The sequence below is a fragment of the Kitasatospora sp. NPDC059599 genome (assembly GCF_042735125.1).
Classification (GTDB): Bacteria; Actinomycetota; Actinomycetes; order Streptomycetales; family Streptomycetaceae; genus Kitasatospora.
This window is the reverse complement of record NZ_JBHWCL010000006.1, coordinates 112,602-129,719: the sequence shown is the minus strand read 5'-3', so window position 1 is coordinate 129,719 and position 17,118 is coordinate 112,602. Positions and strand designations below refer to the sequence as shown.

At 74.6% G+C, this 17,118-nt stretch carries 12 protein-coding genes; 3 read left to right on the top strand and 9 right to left on the bottom strand.

Translation table 11 applies throughout. The features are described from left to right. Positions 1-35: 35 nt before the first annotated feature. The 5 genes from sucD to ACFV04_RS04030 form a co-directional block, all read right to left on the bottom strand. Positions 36-926 carry a succinate--CoA ligase subunit alpha gene (gene sucD / locus ACFV04_RS04050; RefSeq protein ID WP_380341222.1) on the bottom strand — a complete coding sequence of 297 codons (891 nt, stop codon included), beginning with the start codon at positions 924-926 and terminating at the stop codon, positions 36-38. Positions 927-945: 19 nt separating this feature from the next. Further along, entirely contained in the window at positions 946-2,118 is a 1,173-nt protein-coding gene (sucC, locus tag ACFV04_RS04045; RefSeq protein ID WP_189916115.1) for an ADP-forming succinate--CoA ligase subunit beta, read from the bottom strand. Positions 2,119-2,422: 304 nt separating this feature from the next. Further along, entirely contained in the window at positions 2,423-3,592 is a 1,170-nt protein-coding gene (locus ACFV04_RS04040) for a VWA domain-containing protein (RefSeq protein ID WP_380526635.1), read from the bottom strand. A gap of 104 nt (positions 3,593-3,696) precedes the next feature. Further along, positions 3,697-6,102 carry a DUF5682 family protein gene (locus ACFV04_RS04035; protein WP_380526634.1) on the bottom strand — a complete coding sequence of 802 codons (2,406 nt, stop codon included), beginning with the start codon at positions 6,100-6,102 and terminating at the stop codon, positions 3,697-3,699. A gap of 67 nt (positions 6,103-6,169) precedes the next feature. Then, complete coding sequence (locus ACFV04_RS04030; protein ID WP_380526632.1) at positions 6,170-7,369, bottom strand: AAA family ATPase; 1,200 nt, start codon at positions 7,367-7,369, stop codon at positions 6,170-6,172. A gap of 74 nt (positions 7,370-7,443) precedes the next feature. On the opposite strand from ACFV04_RS04030, the gene ACFV04_RS04025 reads away from it, so the two are divergent. Both ACFV04_RS04025 and ACFV04_RS04020 read left to right on the top strand, forming a co-directional pair. After that, the gene (locus ACFV04_RS04025; protein ID WP_380526630.1) at positions 7,444-8,757 is read left to right on the top strand and encodes an SWIM zinc finger family protein; all 1,314 of its coding nucleotides are present in this window, start codon (positions 7,444-7,446) and stop codon (positions 8,755-8,757) included. 11 nt (positions 8,758-8,768) lie between these two features. Next, on the top strand, positions 8,769-10,367 hold the full coding sequence (locus ACFV04_RS04020; protein WP_380526628.1) for a DUF5691 domain-containing protein: 1,599 nt from the start codon (positions 8,769-8,771) through the stop codon (positions 10,365-10,367). Positions 10,368-10,537: 170 nt separating this feature from the next. On the opposite strand, the gene ACFV04_RS04015 is transcribed toward ACFV04_RS04020, so the two are convergent. Further along, entirely contained in the window at positions 10,538-10,942 is a 405-nt protein-coding gene (locus tag ACFV04_RS04015) for a cobalamin B12-binding domain-containing protein (protein ID WP_360254743.1), read from the bottom strand. A gap of 324 nt (positions 10,943-11,266) precedes the next feature. Here ACFV04_RS04015 and ACFV04_RS04010 point away from each other — a divergent pair, with 324 nt between their 5' ends. Next, positions 11,267-12,097, top strand: a complete 831-nt coding sequence (locus ACFV04_RS04010) for a M23 family metallopeptidase (RefSeq protein ID WP_380526626.1) — start codon at positions 11,267-11,269, stop codon at positions 12,095-12,097. 50 nt (positions 12,098-12,147) lie between these two features. Here ACFV04_RS04010 and pcrA read toward each other — a convergent pair whose 3' ends face one another. The 3 genes from pcrA to ACFV04_RS03995 form a co-directional block, all read right to left on the bottom strand. Continuing rightward, positions 12,148-14,793, bottom strand: a complete 2,646-nt coding sequence (gene pcrA, locus ACFV04_RS04005; RefSeq protein ID WP_380526624.1) for a DNA helicase PcrA — start codon at positions 14,791-14,793, stop codon at positions 12,148-12,150. Between the two features lie 83 nt (positions 14,794-14,876). Continuing rightward, positions 14,877-15,629, bottom strand: coding sequence for a response regulator transcription factor (locus ACFV04_RS04000; RefSeq protein WP_360254737.1), 753 nt, complete (start codon positions 15,627-15,629; stop codon positions 14,877-14,879). Next, positions 15,622-17,082, bottom strand: a complete 1,461-nt coding sequence (locus tag ACFV04_RS03995) for a PspC domain-containing protein (protein WP_380341243.1) — start codon at positions 17,080-17,082, stop codon at positions 15,622-15,624. The genes ACFV04_RS04000 and ACFV04_RS03995 overlap by 8 nt, the downstream gene beginning before the upstream one ends. Between the last annotated feature and the right edge of the window lie 36 nt (positions 17,083-17,118).

Below are 17,118 nucleotides of genomic sequence, written 5' to 3'. Positions count from 1 at the left end.
GTCCGGGCGGGGGCGCTCGTTGCGCGCAGGGGTGATCAGGCCTGGGCGGCGATGATCTCGCGGGCCAGGCGGGCGGTCTCGGACGGCGTCTTGCCGACCTTGACACCGGCGGCCTCAAGGGCCTCCTTCTTCGCCTGGGCGGTGCCCGAGGAGCCGGAGACGATGGCGCCGGCGTGGCCCATGGTCTTGCCCTCGGGGGCGGTGAAGCCCGCGACGTAGCCGACGACCGGCTTGGTCACGTTCGCCTTGATGAAGTCCGCGGCACGCTCCTCGGCGTCGCCACCGATCTCACCGATCATGACGATGATCTCGGTCTCCGGGTCCTCCTGGAAGGCCTTGAGAGCGTCGATGTGGGTGGTGCCGATGACCGGGTCGCCACCGATGCCGACGGCCGAGGTGAAGCCGATGTCCCGCAGCTCGTACATGAGCTGGTAGGTCAGGGTGCCGGACTTCGAGACCAGGCCGATCTTGCCGGCGGTGGTGATGTCGGCCGGGATGATGCCGGCGTTCGACTGTCCGGGGCTGATCAGGCCGGGGCAGTTCGGGCCGATGATGCGGGTCTTGTTGCCCTTGGCACCGGCGTGCGCCCAGAAGGCGGCGGTGTCGTGCACCGGAACGCCCTCGGTGATGACGACGGCCAGGCCGATCTCGGCGTCGATGGCCTCGACGACGGCGGCCTTGGTGAAGGCCGGCGGCACGAAGAGGACCGAGACGTCGGCGCCGGTCTTCTCCATCGCCTCGGCGACGGAGCCGAAGACCGGGATCTCGGTGCCGTCGACGTCGACCGTGGTGCCGGCCTTGCGCGGGTTGACACCGCCGACGATCTGGGTGCCGGAGGCGAGCATGCGGCGGGTGTGCTTCATGCCCTCCGCGCCGGTCATGCCCTGGACGATGACCTTGCTGTCCTTGGTAAGGAAGATAGCCATGGTGTGAAAGTCCCCTTCCTTACTTGTTGGCCAGCTCGGCGGCGCGGTCAGCGGCGCCGTCCATGGTGTCCACGCGCTGGACCAGCGGGTGGTTGGCGTCGTCGAGGATCTTGCGACCCAGCTCCGCGTTGTTGCCGTCCAGGCGGACGACCAGCGGCTTGGTGACGTTCTCGCCCTTGCTCTCCAGGAGCGCGAGGGCCTGGACGATGCCGTTGGCGACCGCGTCGCACGCGGTGATGCCGCCGAAGACGTTGACGAAGACCGACTTGACGTCGGGGTCGCCCAGGATGATCTCCAGGCCGTTCGCCATCACCTCGGCGGACGCGCCGCCACCGATGTCGAGGAAGTTGGCGGGCTTGACGCCGCCGTGGTTCTCACCGGCGTAGGCGACCACGTCGAGGGTGCTCATGACGAGGCCCGCGCCGTTGCCGATGATGCCGACCTGGCCGTCGAGCTTGACGTAGTTCAGGCCCTTGGCCTTGGCGGCGGCCTCCAGCGGGTTGGCCGCGGCCTTGTCCTCCAGGGCCTCGTGCTCGGGCTGGCGGAACTCGGCGTTCTCGTCCAGGGAGACCTTGCCGTCGAGCGCGATGATCTTGCCGTCACCGGACTTGATCAGCGGGTTGACCTCGACGAGGAGGGCGTCCTCCTTGATGAAGACGGTCCACAGCTTCTGCAGGACCTCGGCGACCTGGTCGGCGACCTCGGCCGGGAACTTCGCCGCGGCGACGATCTCGGCGGCCTTCTCCGGGGTGCAGCCCTCGTTGGCGTCGACCGGGATCTTGGCGAGCGCCTCGGGGTTCTGCTCGGCGACGACCTCGATCTCCACGCCGCCCTCGACGCTGGCCATGGCCAGGAAGGTGCGGTTGGTGCGGTCCAGCAGGAACGAGACGTAGTACTCGTCCTTGATGTCCGCGGTCTGGGCCAGCATCACCTTGTGAACGGTGTGGCCCTTGATGTCCATACCGAGGATCGCCTCGGCCTTGGCGACGGCGTCGGCCGGGTCGGCGGCGAGCTTGACGCCACCGGCCTTGCCACGGCCGCCGACCTTCACCTGAGCCTTGACGACGGCGCGTCCGCCGAAGCGCTCGGCGATGGCGCGAGCGGCTTCGGGGGTCTCGATGACATCACCGTCAAGCACGGGTACGCCGTGCTTGGCGAAGAGGTCCCTCGCCTGGTACTCGAACAGGTCCACGTGTGTTCGTCCTTGTTCGTGGTCGCGGATTGTGTCTCTACGAGCGTGCCACGGCAGGATCTTCGCTGCGGGTCGTCGGGGCGGTGCGGGTACGCAGAGGTACGGCCTTGCGGCCCACACAGCCACGGGCGCACACGTCAATCAACACGCGCGTCACGTCCGTCTGGCAGGTTATCCCCGTGGGACGGGACTGTTCCGCCCGGGGCCTGTCCGTCTTGGGTGAGAACCGTCACAGACAGCCTAGAGCGTCCGGGTGACCGACCCGTCCACCGATCGGACGGATTCGCGCGTCCGGGTGAATCCGTCACACCCCCTGGTCAGGCACCGGGATCGGGCGCTTCTCGACGGCCGCCGCCATGATCCCGGGGAAGGCGTCCGGGGTGCAGGCGAAGGCCGGAACGCCGAGCGCGGCCAGGGCTGCGGCGTGCGCGTGGTCGTAGGCGGGCGCGCCCTCGTCGGAGAGCGCGAGCAGGGCGACGAACCCGACGCCGGCCGCCTTCATCGCGGCGACCCGCCTGAGCATGCCGTCCCGGACGCCGCCCTCGTACAGGTCGCTGACCAGGACGACGACGGTCTCGGAGGGGCGGGTGATCTTCGACTGGCAGTAGGCGAGCGCGCGGTTGATGTCGGTGCCGCCGCCGAGCCGGGTGGCGAACAGGACGTCCACCGGGTCGCTGAGCTGATCGGTCAGGTCGACCACCGAGGTGTCGAAGACGACCAGCCGGGTGTCCAGGGTGCGCATCGAGGCGAGCACCGCCCCGAACACCGCCGAGTGCACGACCGAGGACGCCATCGAACCGGACTGGTCGACGCAGAGGATGACGTCCTTCCTCACGGCGCGCCGGGCCCGGGCGTGGCCGACCAGCCGCTCGGGGACGACGGTGCCGTGCTCGGGCAGGTGGTTCTTCAGGTTCGCCCGGATCGTCCGGTCCCAGTCGATGTCGCGGTGCCGGGGGCGGTTGACCCTGGCGCTCCGGTCGAGGGCGCCGCCCAGGGCGGCCCGGGTGCGGTCGGCGAGCCGGCGCTCCAGGTCGGCGACCACCTTGCCGACCACGGCCCGGGCGGTCTCCCGGGTGGTCTCGGGCAGCGCCTGCCTGAGCGAGAGCAGGGTGCCGACCAGGTGGACGTCCGGTTCGACGGCCTCCAGCATCTCCGGCTCCAGCAGCAGCCGGTCCAGGCCGAGCCGGGTGATCGCGTCCTGCTGCATCAGCTGGACGACGGTGGACGGGAAGTACGTGCGGATGTCGCCCAGCCAGCGGGCCACCTGCGGGGCCGAGCCGCCCAGCCCGGCACTGCGGCGGCCGCCGCCGCGGCCCGCCCGGCCGCCCTCCTCGGGCGCGCCGCGGTAGAGCGCGGTGAGGGTGCCGTCCATCGCGGCGTCCCGGCCGCGCAGCGTGCGACCGGTGCCGTCGGCCTCGCCGCCGAGCACCAGCCGCCAGCGGCGCAGCCGTTCGTCGGTCGTGGGCGCTGCCATCTCGTCCTCCTCCTTCAGCGGGGCCTGCGGGACGTGCGGGGCCTGCGGGACGTGCGGGTCCTGCGGTGACGGGGGCGCCGCGGGCGCGGCGGGCGCGGCGGGCGTCAGGTGTTGCGGCCGGCGGCCTGCCGGGGGATCCGCGGGCGGACGCCGAGCAGCACGGCCACCACCGGGACGGCGGCGTCGGCGCGGGACCGGTCCAGCTCACCCGCCGGGGCCCGGTCCGTCGGGGCCCCGTCGAGCGGGCCCGCCGCGACCCGGCTGCCGATGGTCGTCCGCACGCCCGCCTCCAGCGCGGCGAAGGTGCGACGCAGCAGTGGCAGGACGTCGGTGAAGACCTCTGCGCTCACCCCGGTCAGCCACTCGTCCAGCAGGGCGAGCAGCCTCGGGTCGTGCAGCAGCAGGGCGCCGCCGCCGGTGAGGAAGCCCTCGACCCACCCGGCCGCGTCCGCCGCGGAGTTGGCGGCCGACAGGACCAGCCGCAGCCGGCGGCCCACGTCCTCCGAGTCGAGCCGGCCGTCGTCCGACAGCAGCCGGACGGCCCGGCCGCGGAGCAGCCCCGGGGCGCCGGTGGCCGGGCCGCCGGACGGCTCGCGGGCGGCCAGCGAGCGCAGCGCGGCGGCCCAGCGGTCGGCCAGGCCGGCCAGGCCGTCGGGGCCGGCGTGGTCCGTTCCGGGGGCGGCGCCGTTGTCGGCGGGGGCGGCGGAGGCGGCGTCGGTGTCGGCGGCGGAGGAGGAGGCGGCGGAGGCGGCGGGGGCGAACCGCGGCCCGACCGAGGTCAGCAGGCCGATCGCGCCGTGCACCTCGTCGAGGAGGCCGCGCATGGCCGCCGCGCTCCCGGCATCCAGCCCGACGCAGGCGGACGGCAGCCCGACGCAGACCCGCTCGGCCAGTCCGGCTGCCGCCCCGGCGAGCGCGCCGTGGTCGGTGCCGCGCACGTCGCCGTAGCGCAGCGCGCGGACCAGGGCGGGCAGCGCGCCCGCGAGGTGCGCGACATCGGTGTCCAGGGCCGCGCGGTCGGCGAGCACCCGCATCACGGCGGGCAGCGCACCGGACAGCCCGGCCAGCAGGCAGGTCTCCACCAGGCCGGTCAGTTCGGCGAGGTCGACGGCGGCACGGGCGGTGCCGACCGCCTTGGCGCCGGCCGCCTCCTCGACCGTGGTGCCCCACTGCGCGGCCTCGGCGATCCGGACCGCCAGTTCCGGCTGCCAGCACAGCCGCCAGCTCTCGCGGAACGTCCCGGTCGAGTTGACCGGGGAGCGGACCGGCACCCCCCAGTCCACGCCCAGCAGCCGCAGCCGGTGCAGCAGCCGGGAGCGGGCCGCGTCGGTCTCCTTGCGCAGGTCGAGGTCGACGTCCTTCGACGCGGCCTCGGGCTTGAGCCGCAGCGAGCGCTGCAGCCGGGAGAGGTCGCGCTGCAGCGGCACCGCCGGTGCGGCGGCCGGGACCTCGCCGAGCCGGTCACCGACCACCAGGCGGTCCCGGACCAGTTCCAGGGCGACGTCCGACCCCTCGCAGAGCACCGCGCGCGCGGCGTCCAGGGTCTCGGTCAGCCCGGCGAGCGGGCGGCCGCGCAGGACGGCCAGGGTCTCGGCGAGCCGGACCGCCTCGATGACGTGGGCGGAGGAGACCGGGTGGTCCTCGGCGCGCAGGAGTTCGGCGGCCCGGGCGAGCCAGCGCGGCACCGGGTCGCCGTCGGTGCTGAACAGGTGGTGGTACCAGCCGGGTGACTGCACGCCCGCGCCGTAGCCGGTGGACCGGGAGAGCCGACGGTGCGTCCACGGCACCCAGGTGATGTCCGTGCGCACCTTCTTGGGCAGCCCGGCGAGCAGCGCCCGGTCGTGCGCGACGGTCGGCATCGTCTCCAGCGCGGGGACGTGGAAGGCGCCGCAGACCACCGCGATCCGCCGGTGCCCGGCGCGGCGGGCGGCGCGGATCCGCCCGCGCATGTACGCCTCGCGCAGCAGGTCCCGGCGGGACTCGCCGAGCCCCTCGGCGCGCAGCGCGCCCATGGCCGCGGCGACGGCGGCGAACGGGGCGAGCGCGTCGGCGCCGGGCGCGCGGTGCTCGACCACGTCCTCCCACCAGCGCTCCGGGTCGTCGTGCCCGGCCGCCGCGGCGAGCAGCGCCACCGGGTCGGCGGGCGGTTCGCCGGCGTCGTCGGAATCGAGGGCCGTCCCGGGGGCGGGCGCGAAGCCGTACCCGGCGGGCAGGTCGATGAAGCGGACCGGCAGGCCGTGGTCCAGGGCGTGCCGGATCGCCACCCACTCCGGGGAGAACTCGGCGTACGGCCAGAAGGCGGCCTTCGCCGGGTCGTCCACCGCGTGGGCGAGCAGCGCGACCGGCGGCACCAGGTCCTTCCCGGCGGCCAGGTGGACGATGTCATCGGCCTCCGGCGGGCCCTCGATCAGCACCGCGTCCGGCTCCCACCGGGCGAGCGCGGCGGCCACCGCCCGGGCCGAGCCGGGGCCGTGGTGGCGGATGCCGAGCAGGGCGACCTCGGACGTCATGCCCCCACCCCGCGCCGCCCGTCCCGCCCACCAGGCCCGCTGCGCCCGCCCGACCCGCTGCGCCCGCTCACGCGGTCACCTCGCGGGCGGCGCGGTAGAAGTCCTTCCAGCCGTCGCGCTCGCGCACCACGCCTTCGACGTACTCGCGCCAGACCGCCCGGTCCGCCACCGGGTCGCGGACGACGGCGCCGAGGATGCCGGTGGTCACGTCGCCGGCGCGCAGCACGCCGTCGCCGAAGTGGGCGGCCAGGGCGAGGCCGTTGGTCACCACCGAGATCGCCTCGGCGGTGGAGAGGGTGCCGCTCGGGGTCTTGACCTTCGTCCGGCCGTCCACCGTGATCCCGGCCCGCAGCTCGCGGAAGACGGTGACCACGCGTCTGATCTCCTCGGCGCCGCCGGGCAGTTCGGGCAGGTCCAGGGAGCGGCCGAGCTGGTTGACCCGGCGGGTGACGATGTCGACCTCCTCCTCCAGCGAGCCCGGCAGCGGCAGCACGACGGTGTTGAAGCGGCGGCGCAGCGCGCTGGAGAGCTCGTTGACCCCGCGGTCGCGGTCGTTGGCGGTGGCGATCACGTTGAACCCGCGCACCGCCTGCGTCTCGGTGCCCAACTCCGGTACCGGGAGCGTCTTCTCGGACAGGATGGTGATCAGACTGTCCTGGACGTCGACCGGGATGCGGGTCAGCTCCTCGACCCGGGCGATCCGGCCCCCGGCCATCGCCCGCATCAGCGGGGAGGGCACCAGGGCGTCCCGACTGGGGCCGTGGGTCAGCAGCCGGGCGTAGTTCCAGCCATACCTGACGGCCTCCTCGGGAGTGCCGGCCGTGCCCTGCACCAGCATCGTGGAGTCGCCGCTGATCGCGGCGGCCAGGTGCTCCGACACCCAGGTCTTCGCGGTGCCGGGCACCCCGAGGAGCAGCAGCGCACGGTCCGTCGCCAGGGTCGTCACGGCGACCTCGACGATCCGGCGCGGGCCGACGTACTTGGGGGTGATCGCGGTGCCGTCGGGCAGTTCGCCACCGAGCAGGTACGTCGCCACGGCCCAGGGCGACAGCTTCCAGCGCTCGGGGCGCGGACGGTCGTCCTGCGCGGCCAGGGCGGCCAGTTCGCCGGCGAAGGCGTCCTCGGCGTGCTGCCGCAGAACATCGGTCACGAGGGGCTCCTTCGGGTCGGCCGCCGGAGGCACGGGTGCCCCGGCGGCTGGATGATCGGGGGGAGCCAGGCCGGCGTCCCGACCTGTGGGAACCACCCTGCACCGGACCACTGACATCGTCCGCCGGGCCGGCCGGACGGCTCCGGACGGACAGTCAGCGGATGTCAGTGCCGCCGCCTACGGTCGGACGCATGGAGGAACGCTGGAGCACCCAACACGTCCTGTCCCTGGCCCCTGACGCCACGTCGCGGAAGACGGCGGGCAGGCTCTCCTCGCCCGCACCGTGGTCCGGCACGGGTACCGACGGCGTCGCGGTCTGGGGCGAGTGCGGGGGCAGCGGCCGCACCCCGTACCGCACCGCGGTCGAACTCGCCACGCCCGCCTACCGGTGCAGCTGCCCGAGCCGGAAACTCCCGTGCAGTCACGCGCTCGGACTCCTCCTGCTGTGGAGCGGCTCCCCGGAGGCCGTCCCCGCCGCCGAGCCCGCCGACTGGGTCCGCGCATGGCTCCGGGACCGCCGGGAGCACGTCGGGAAGCGCCCCACGGCCCCGGCCGACCCGGAGGCCGCCCGCCGCCGGGCCGAGAGGCGCGGCGCCCGGGTCACGGCCGGCGCGGCCGAGCTGCGGCTGCGCCTGGCGGACCGCATCCGGCACGGACTGGCCGACCCGTCCGGCGTCGGCCCCTGGGAGGAGGTCGCCGCCCGGATGGTCGACGCGCAGGCCCCCGGCCTGGCCACCCGGGTCCGCGAACTCGATGCCCTGCCGCCGGAGCGGCTGCTGGAGGAGTACGCGATGCTCCACCTCCTCGCCACGGCCGCCACCCGGGTCGACGAGCTGCCCGCGGACCTGGCCGCGACGGTCCGCGCCCGGGTCGGGTACACCCTGGACGCCGCCGAGGTGCTGGCCGGCCCCACCGTCCGCGACCGCTGGCTGGTGCTCGGCAGCCGCACGATGCCGATGGAGGGGGGCTCCGACGACCGGCTGACCACCCGCCGGGTCTGGCTGCGCGGCGCCAAGACCGGCCGCCCCGCCCTCCTGCTGGCCTTCGGCCGCCCCGGCCAGGCCCCCGACCTCGCCCTGCCCACCGGCCACCTCCTGGAGGCCGAACTCGCCTACCACCCCGCCGCCCGCCCGCTGCGCGCCGCCCTCGGCACCCGTCACGGCGCCCCCGGGGCGGGCCCGGCCGAGCCGCCCGCCGGGCTCTCCGTGGCCGAGGCGGTGGCCGGGTACGGCACCGCCGTCGCCGACGACCCGTGGCTGGAGAGCTGGCCGACCGTCCTCACCGGTGTCGTCCCGGTCCGCACGCCCGACGGCTGGTACCTGACGGACGGCCACCACACGCTGCCCGTCCGCGCCGCGGCCGTCCCGGAGCCGGCCCTGTGGCGGCTGGCCGCGGTCTCCACCGGTCGTCCGCTGACGGTCTTCGGCGAGTACGGCCACCAGGGCTTCGTCCCGGTCACGGCCTGGCCCGCCGGGCACCGCCCGGTCGGCCTCACCCACCCCTAGGAGCACCGAGAATGACGACCATCCAGGACCCGTGGGAGATCCTGCAGACCAGCGCCCTGCTCGGCACCGACCGCCGCCCGCTCCCGGCCACCGCCCTGCCGTTCGCCGACGCCGTCGACCCGGCCGACCCGGCCACCGCCCTGCTGGAGTTGGCCGCCCTCGCCATCGTCCGCCGCCGCGCGGGCGCGCTGCCCGTACCGGCGACCCGACCGCCCGGGCCGCCCGCACCCGAGGACCCCCGCCCGGAGCTGCCCGAGCCGGCCGCCCGCCGGCTGGCCGCCCTGCTGGCCGGCCGTACCGGCGGCAGCGGCGGCACCCTGGCCAACCTGACCGAGCTGCTGCCGCAGTGGCTCGCCACCGCCCGGGCCCGCGGTCTGCGACCGCCCGCCGCGCTGATACCCGGCCTGCTCGACGCCGCCCGCGCACGCGGCGAACTGCGCTCCGACGCCGTCGCGCTGGCCGGTCCGCCGGGCCGCTGGCTGGCGGAGCGGAACCCCGACTGGCGGTTCGTGCTGCGCACCACCACCGAGGACCCGACGCACCGGCCGGCCGACCCCGCCGACCACCAGCTCTGGCACGAGGGCCTGTTCGCCGAGCGCGTCACCCACCTCACGCTGCTGCGCCGCCGGGACCCGGCCGCCGGCCTGGAGCTGCTGCGGAGCACCTGGTCCACCGAGCGCGCCGAGGACCGCCTGCTCTTCCTGGACGCCCTCCAGGACGGCCTCTCCCCCGCCGACGAGCCGTTCCTGGAAGCCGCCCTCGGCGACCGCAGCAAGAACGTCCGCGCCACCGCCGCCGAACTGCTCTCCACCCTGCCCGGCTCCGCCCTCGCGGGCCGGATGGCCGAGCGGGCGCGGGCCGCCGTCCGCCTCGCCGAAGCCCGCACGCACCTGCTGGTCACCCCGCCCGCCGAGTGCGACGCGCGGATGCAGCGCGACGGCATCACACCCAAGTCCCCCACCGGGCGCGGGGAACGGGCCTGGTGGTTCGGCGAGGTGGTGGCCGCGGCCCCGCTCGCGGTCTGGCCGGACAGCACCGGCCTGACACCCGAACAGCTGCTCGCCCTGCGGGTCGGCGACAGCATCGACGAGACCAGCAGCAGCTGGGCCGACGACCTGCGGGAGGCCTGGGCGCGCGCCGCCGTCCGCCAGCACGACGCCGACTGGGCCCGGGCGCTGCTCGGCCCGGCCCCGGTGCCGCCCGGACGCGGCGCCGGCCGGGCCCGCGCCCCGCGCGCCACCGGTGCCCCGGCCAAGCTGCTGGCCGTCCTGCCGCCCGAGGAGCGGGCCGCCTGGACGGCCGCGTTCATCGGGGTGCACGGGCTGGGCGAGGCCTTCCAGCTGCTCGGCGCCTGCGCCACCCCGTGGACGCCGCCGCTGTCCACCGCCGTGGTGGGCGCCCTGGCCCGGGCCGCGGCCTCCGGCGCGTACCCGTGGAGCCACAGCGGGGTGCTCGGGATGACGGAGCGCGCGCTCGCACCCGGGGCGGCCGACGCGGTGGAGGAGCTGGCCGCGTCGGCGGCCCCGGACTCCGCCTGGTCCGAGACCTTCGCCCGGCTGGCCGGCACCCTGCGCTTCCGGGCCGCGATGCTCGCGGAGCTGGCGGGCTGACGCCGGGCGAGCGGCGGGCGGCGAGCGGCGGGTCGGGCACGCCCGTCGACCGGTCGTGGATGTGCCGGACGCCCGGAGCGCCACAGCGGCACGGCCCCGGAAACGCCGCAGCGGGCCGCGCCCGAAGGCCCGGCCCGCTCCGTCCGGCCCGAGGCCGTCCCGCCGACGGGTCAGCTCGCCCGCAGGTTGGCCTCGACCCAGGCGACCACGTCCCGGGTGGGCGTGCCCGGGGTGAAGATGTCCGCGACGCCCATCGCCTTCAGCTCGGCGACGTCCTCGTCGGGGATGATCCCCCCGCAGAAGACCTTGATGTCCGCCGCGTCGCGCTCCTTCAGCAACTCCAGCACCCGCGCGCACAGCGTCATGTGGGCGCCGGAGAGGATCGACAGCCCGATGCCGTCCGCGTCCTCCTGGATCGCGGTGTCGACGACCTGCTCGGGCGTCTGGTGCAGCCCGGTGTAGATGACCTCCATACCGGCGTCGCGCAGGGCACGCGCAATGACCTTGGCGCCACGGTCGTGACCGTCGAGCCCCGGTTTGGCGACCACCACACGGATCGGCCCCGACACACTCATCACTGCCTCCTGGACCTCGTCGTCCACCACCCCACCGGGCCTTGTGGGCCACGGGCGCGGTTAACGGTCAATAACCAACCTGAGGGGAGGTTAGCGCCACCCGGCCCGCTTGACCGAGCCCCCTCCCAAGAGGAGGGCAAAGTCACAGCTCCAGGCCTTGCTACCAGCGGGTATACCCGTCCTTCCGGCAACCTCCCCACAGACCCCCCGGGCGACCCCTTGACACCGGGAGGTTTTTCCGGCGCGCCCCTCCTCCCGCTACAGTCACGGCAGTTCGACCTCGTCCGATGACGTGCCCGAGGCCCACCGAGGAGGCAGCCCCCGATGGCTCCCGAAGCAGCCGCCCGTCCGACCCGTGCGGAGCTGCGCCTCGCCGCCCGCGAGCAGTCCCGCGCCCAGCGCCGCGGCGCCGCCAAGGCGGCCACCCGAACGGCGCTGCTGCGGGTCGCGCTGCCGTCGGTGGCGGCGCTCGGGGTCGCGGCCGCGGCGGCGATCACGGTCCACGGGGAGGCCGACCAGCAGGGCGTCCAGGCCACCGGACGGCTGCCGCAGCAGACCGCCGCGGACGGCGCCCCGGACAGCGCGCCCAGCGGCGCGGCGGCCGCGCAGGTGACCGCGGCCGGCGATCGGGCCCAGGCCTCGCGCGGCGACGCCCGTCGGCCACTGGCCGGTGCGCAGCCCGCCGACGCCCAGACCGGCCAGCCCACCGACGCCCCGACCGCCCAACCCACCCCCGCGCCGGCGCCCGAACCGGTCAGGCCCACGGTGGTCATGCCGGTCGCGCAGCACGGCCTCGGCGAGCTGTTCGGCGAGGCGGGCGCCCACTGGGCCAACCGCCACACCGGCATCGACTTCCCGGTGGACGGCGGCACCCAGGTGATGGCCGTCGCCGACGGCACGATCCGCACCCAGTGGAACCCGTTCTACGGCTACATGTCGATGCTCAAGATGTCCGACGGCACCGAGGTCTGGTACTGCCACCTGCGCGCGTACAAGATCCGCAAGGGGCCGGTGAAGCAGGGCGACGTCATCGCCTTCGTCGGCAGCAGCGGCAACAGCACCGGGCCGCACCTGCACTTCGAGGTCCGGCCGGCCGGCAGCGGACCGGTCGACCCGCTGCCGTGGTTCCTGGCCAACGGCCTGGACCCCCGGTAGGACCGGTCCGCGCAACCCCGACCACGGCGGTTCGCGGACCGGCCCGGGGACTACAGCTTCTCCACCGGCGCGTAGCGCAGCAGCAGTTGCTTGCGCCCGTCCGTACCGAAGTCGACGGTGGCCTGCGCCCGGTCGCCCACGCCCGTCACGGCCACCACCGTGCCCAGCCCGAAGCTGTCGTGGGTGACCCGGTCGCCGACCGCCAGCGAGATGGCGTCGCGCTCCACGGCCTGGCCGCCGCGCCGCGCGGACTGCCCCCAGCCCGCCTTCGGCGAGGCGGAGGCCGAGGACGAGGACCTCGACGAGGAACGCGAACCGCCGCCCCCGGAGGAGGACTTGCCCCAGGACGAGCCCGAGGAGAAGCCGCGCTGCGCCGGCGCCTGCACGGCCCCGGTGCGCTTCCACTCCACCAGCGTCTCCGGGATCTCCTCCAGGAACCGCGAGGCCGGGTTGTACGCCGGCTGCCCCCACGCACTGCGCAGCACCGAGCGGGTCAGGTACAGCCGCTCGCGCGCCCGGGTGAGCCCGACGTACGCGAGCCGGCGCTCCTCCTCCAGCTCCTTGACCTGGTTGAGCGCCCGCATGTGCGGGAAGATCCCGTCCTCCATGCCGGTCAGGAAGACGACCGGGAACTCCAGTCCCTTGGCGGTGTGCAGGGTCATCATCGTGATGACGCCCCGCCCCTCCTCGTCCTCGTCCGGGATCTGGTCGGAGTCGGCGACCAGCGCGACCCGCTCCAGGAAGTCGGCCAGCGAGCCGACCGGCGGGGTGCCGTCCTCCCCGGCGTCCGGCCGCTCGCCCGGGTCCTGCTCGTACTCGAGGGCGACGGAGGCGAGTTCCTGCAGGTTCTCCACCCGGGTCTCGTCCTGCGGGTCGGTGGAGGACTGGAGCTCGGCCAGGTAGCCGGTCTCCTCCAGGACCGCCTCCAGGACCGCCGCCGGGCCCGCGCCCGACTCGACCACCTGGCGCAGCCCGGCCATCAGCACGTTGAACTTCTTGACGGCGTTGGCCGAGCGCGCGGCCATCCCGTACGCCTCGTCGACCCGGACCAGCGCCTGGGCGAAGGAGATCCGCTCCCGCGCGGCCAGCGCGTCGATCATCGCCTCGGCCCGCTCGCCGATGCCGCGCTTGGGCACGTTGAGGATCCGGCGCAGCGGCACGGTGTCCTCCGGGTTGGAGAGCACCCGCAGGTACGCCAGGACGTCCCGGACCTCCTTGCGCTCGTAGAAGCGCACCCCGCCGACCACCTTGTACGGCAGGCCGACCCGGATGAACACCTCCTCGAAGACGCGGGACTGGGCGTTGGTCCGGTAGAAGATCGCGACGTCGCCGGGCTTGGCCTCGCCCTTGTCGGTGAGCCGGTCGATCTCGTCGGCGATGAACTGCGCCTCGCCGTGCTCGTCGTCCGCCACGTAGCCGACGACCTTCTCGCCGTGGTCGCCGGCCGTCCACAGCTTCTTCTCGCGGCGGTTGCCGTTGCGCTCGATGACGGCGTTGGCGGCGCTCAGGATGGTCTGCGTGGAGCGGTAGTTCTGCTCCAGCAGGATCGTGGTCGCGTTCGGGTAGTCCTCCTCGAACTGGAGGATGTTGCGGATGGTCGCGCCGCGGAAGGCGTAGATCGACTGGTCCGCGTCACCGACGACGCACAGCTCGGCCGGCGGCACCTCGGCGAGGTGCGCGGCCGCCGGGTTCACGAAGTCCCCGTCGGCGGTGCGCTTGGGCGCGGCCGTGACGGAGCCCCCGCTCAGCTCCCGGACCAGCATGTACTGGGCGTGGTTGGTGTCCTGGTACTCGTCGACCAGGATGTGCCGGAACCGGCGCCGGTAGTGCTCGGCGACGTCGGGGAAGGCCTGCAGCAGGTTCACCGTCGTCATGATGATGTCGTCGAAGTCCAGCGCGTTGGCCTCGCGCAGCCGCCGCTGGTACAGCGCGTACGCCTCGGCGAGCTTCTTCTCCATCGGGTTGGCGGCCTGGTCGGCGAAGGTCTCCTCGTCGATCAGCTCGTTCTTGAGGTTGCTGACCTTCGCCGTGAAGGACTTCGGCGGGAACTGCTTCGGGTCCAGGTCGAGGTCGCGGCAGACCAGCGACATCAGCCGCTGCGAGTCGGCGGAGTCGTAGATCGAGAAGCTGGAGGTGAAGCCCAGCTGCTTGGACTCGCGGCGCAGGATCCGCACGCAGGCGCTGTGGAAGGTGGACACCCACATCGCCCGGGCCCGCGGGCCGACCAGCGCCTCGACGCGCTCGCGCATCTCGCCGGCGGCCTTGTTGGTGAAGGTGATCGCCAGGATCTCTCCCGGCTGCACCCCGCGGGCGCCCAGCAGGTGGGCGATCCGGTGGGTCAGCACCCGGGTCTTGCCCGAGCCGGCACCGGCCACGATCAGCAGCGGCGAGCCCGCGTGCAGCACGGCCTCGCGCTGCGGGTCGTTCATCCCCTCCAGCAGCTGCGCCGGGTCGATCACCGGACGGGCGGCGCCGTTGCGGTACCAGGCGTCCCGCTCCGCCTCGGCGACGCCCCCGGGCTGATCGAAGGCCGTGGTCCGGAACAGTCCGTCCGGGATCGCCTCCTCGTACGCGTCGTACGGCACGTCGTCCTCGTACGGCGGGGGCTCCTCGTCGATGGGCGCGGCGGGCTGCTTCGACCCGGCGGCGGGTGCCTCGAAGCCGGGGAGCGGGAGGTCTTCAAAGAGGCTATTCATGGCACTCCGAGTCTATGGCCACCCACCGACAAGCCCGCCCGACCGGAGGAATCCGGCCGGGCGGGCTCGACCGCGGACGCGGCTCAGACCAGGCGGCGGGCGGTGGCCCAGCGGGTCAGCTCGTGGCGGTTGCTGAGCTGGAGCTTGCGCAGCACGGCGGAGACGTGGCTCTCGACGGTCTTCACCGAGATGAAGAGCTGCTTGGCGATCTCCTTGTAGGCGTAGCCGCGGGCGATCAGGCGCAGGACCTCGCGCTCGCGCTGGGTGAGGCGGTCCAGGTCCTCGTCGACCGGCGGGGTGTCGGTGGCCGCGAAGGCGTCCAGGACGAAGCCGGCCAGCCGGGGCGAGAACACCGCGTCGCCGTCGGCGATCCGGAAGATCGCGTTCACCAGGTCGGTACCGGTGATGGTCTTGGTGACGTAGCCGCGCGCGCCGCCGCGGATGACGCCGATGACGTCCTCGGCGGCGTCCGACACGGACAGCGCCAGGAACTTCACGCCGCCCGTCCGTCGCCCGCCACCGCCCTCGTCCGAGGCGCTCCGTGCCGCCCCGCCGTCCCCCATCACGCCGACCGAGCGGCGCAGCACCTCGACGCCGCCGCCGCCGGGCAGGTGCACGTCGAGCAGGACCACGTCGGGCCTGGTCTCGGCGACCACGCGGACCGCGGAGTCCACGTCGTCGGCCTCGCCGACCACGTCGATCCCGGTCACGTCGGTGCGGCCGATCTCGGCCCGGACGCCCGTCCGGAACATCCGGTGGTCGTCCACCAGCACGACCCGCGCAGTACGCCCCCCGCCCTCGGCCGGGGAGGCCCCCATCGGCGCTGCCTCAGTCATTCGTTCTCTCCATCTCCAGCTCGACCTCGGTACCGCCGCCCGCTGCCGGCCGCACCCGAGCGGTGCCGCCGTTGCGCTTCATCCGGCCGATGATCGACTCCCGTACGCCCATCCGGTCCTCGGGCACCGTGTCCGGGTCGAAGCCGGGGCCGTGGTCGCGGACGAACACCGACACCGTCCTCCCCTCCACCTCGGCGTAGACCTGGACCGGTCCCCCGCCACCGTACTTGGCCGCGTTGACGGTCGCCTCCCTCGCGGCCTGCATCTGTGCCGCGATCCTCTCGTCCATCGGGCAGTCGCCGACGATGACGAGCTCGACCTGGACGCCGTGCCGGTCCTCGACCTCGGCGACGGCGGCGCGCAGGGTCTCCGCCATGGTGTCCGGCGCGGCCTCGGCGGCGGCCTCCGGGCGGTACAGCCACAGCCGCAGTTCGCGCTCCTGCGAGCGGGCCAGCCGCAGGACCTCCTTGGGGTCCTCGGCCCGGCGCTGGATCAGGGTCAGGGTGTGCAGCACCGAGTCGTGGATGTGGGCGGCGATCTCGGCCCGCTCCTGCGCGCGGATGCGGGCGGTCCGCTCGGCGCCGAGGTCCTGCCACAGCCGCAGGCCGTACGGGCCGAGCAGCACCAGCACCCCGGCGAGCACCGCGAGCGAGGCCTCGACGACCGAGCCGAGCGTGGAGCCGCTGCCCTGCATGGCGAGCAGCGCGATGGTGCCGGCCACCGCGAGCAGCACGCCGGCGCCGACCCGGGTGTAGGCGCCGCGCCGCTTCTCGCCCTCCTCGATGCCGAACCAGCGCTGCCAGCGCGAGTCGTCGGCCTGCCGCCACACCAGCGCGACGCCGACGCCGATCGCCAGCAGCGGCCAGGTGTACGGCTTGGCGGTCTGCCAGCCGAGCACGTTGAGCAGGGCGATCAGGCCGATCACGACCATGACCAGGGCGGCGAGCTGGCCGAGGCCGCCCTGCCCGTTCTTGGTGGCCGGCGCCGCGGCCCCGCCCTCGGCGGGCGGCGCCACCGGCTCGCCCTGCAGCGTGTGCTGGAGCAGCTGGCGCAGCCGGCCGAGCCAGCCGCCGGTGGGGCCCTTGCTCAGCAGGCCGCCCTGCAGCCCGGGGGTGGCCGGCACGAACACGCCGTTGAGGTACATCCACTGGGCGCCGCCGCGCGCCGAGGGCTCGCCGATGCCGATCGGCACCACGAACCAGAACGCCGCGTACAGCAGGGCGCCGATCCCCTGCGCGAAGAACAGCAGGACGAAGGCGAGCCGCACCCAGCGCACCGGCAGCCCGAGGTGCACCGCCAGGCCGTGCGCGACGCCGCCGAGCATCCGGCCCTGCGGGCTGCGGTAGAGCCGGCGGTACGGCGGCTTCCCGCCGTCGGTCGGGTTGGGGTCCGCGCCGGCCGACGGCGCGGCGTCGGGGGCGGTGGTTCGGGGATCGGTACCGGGGGCTGCCACGCCACCGATGGTTCCACGCGCGCCGCCGCGGGCGCA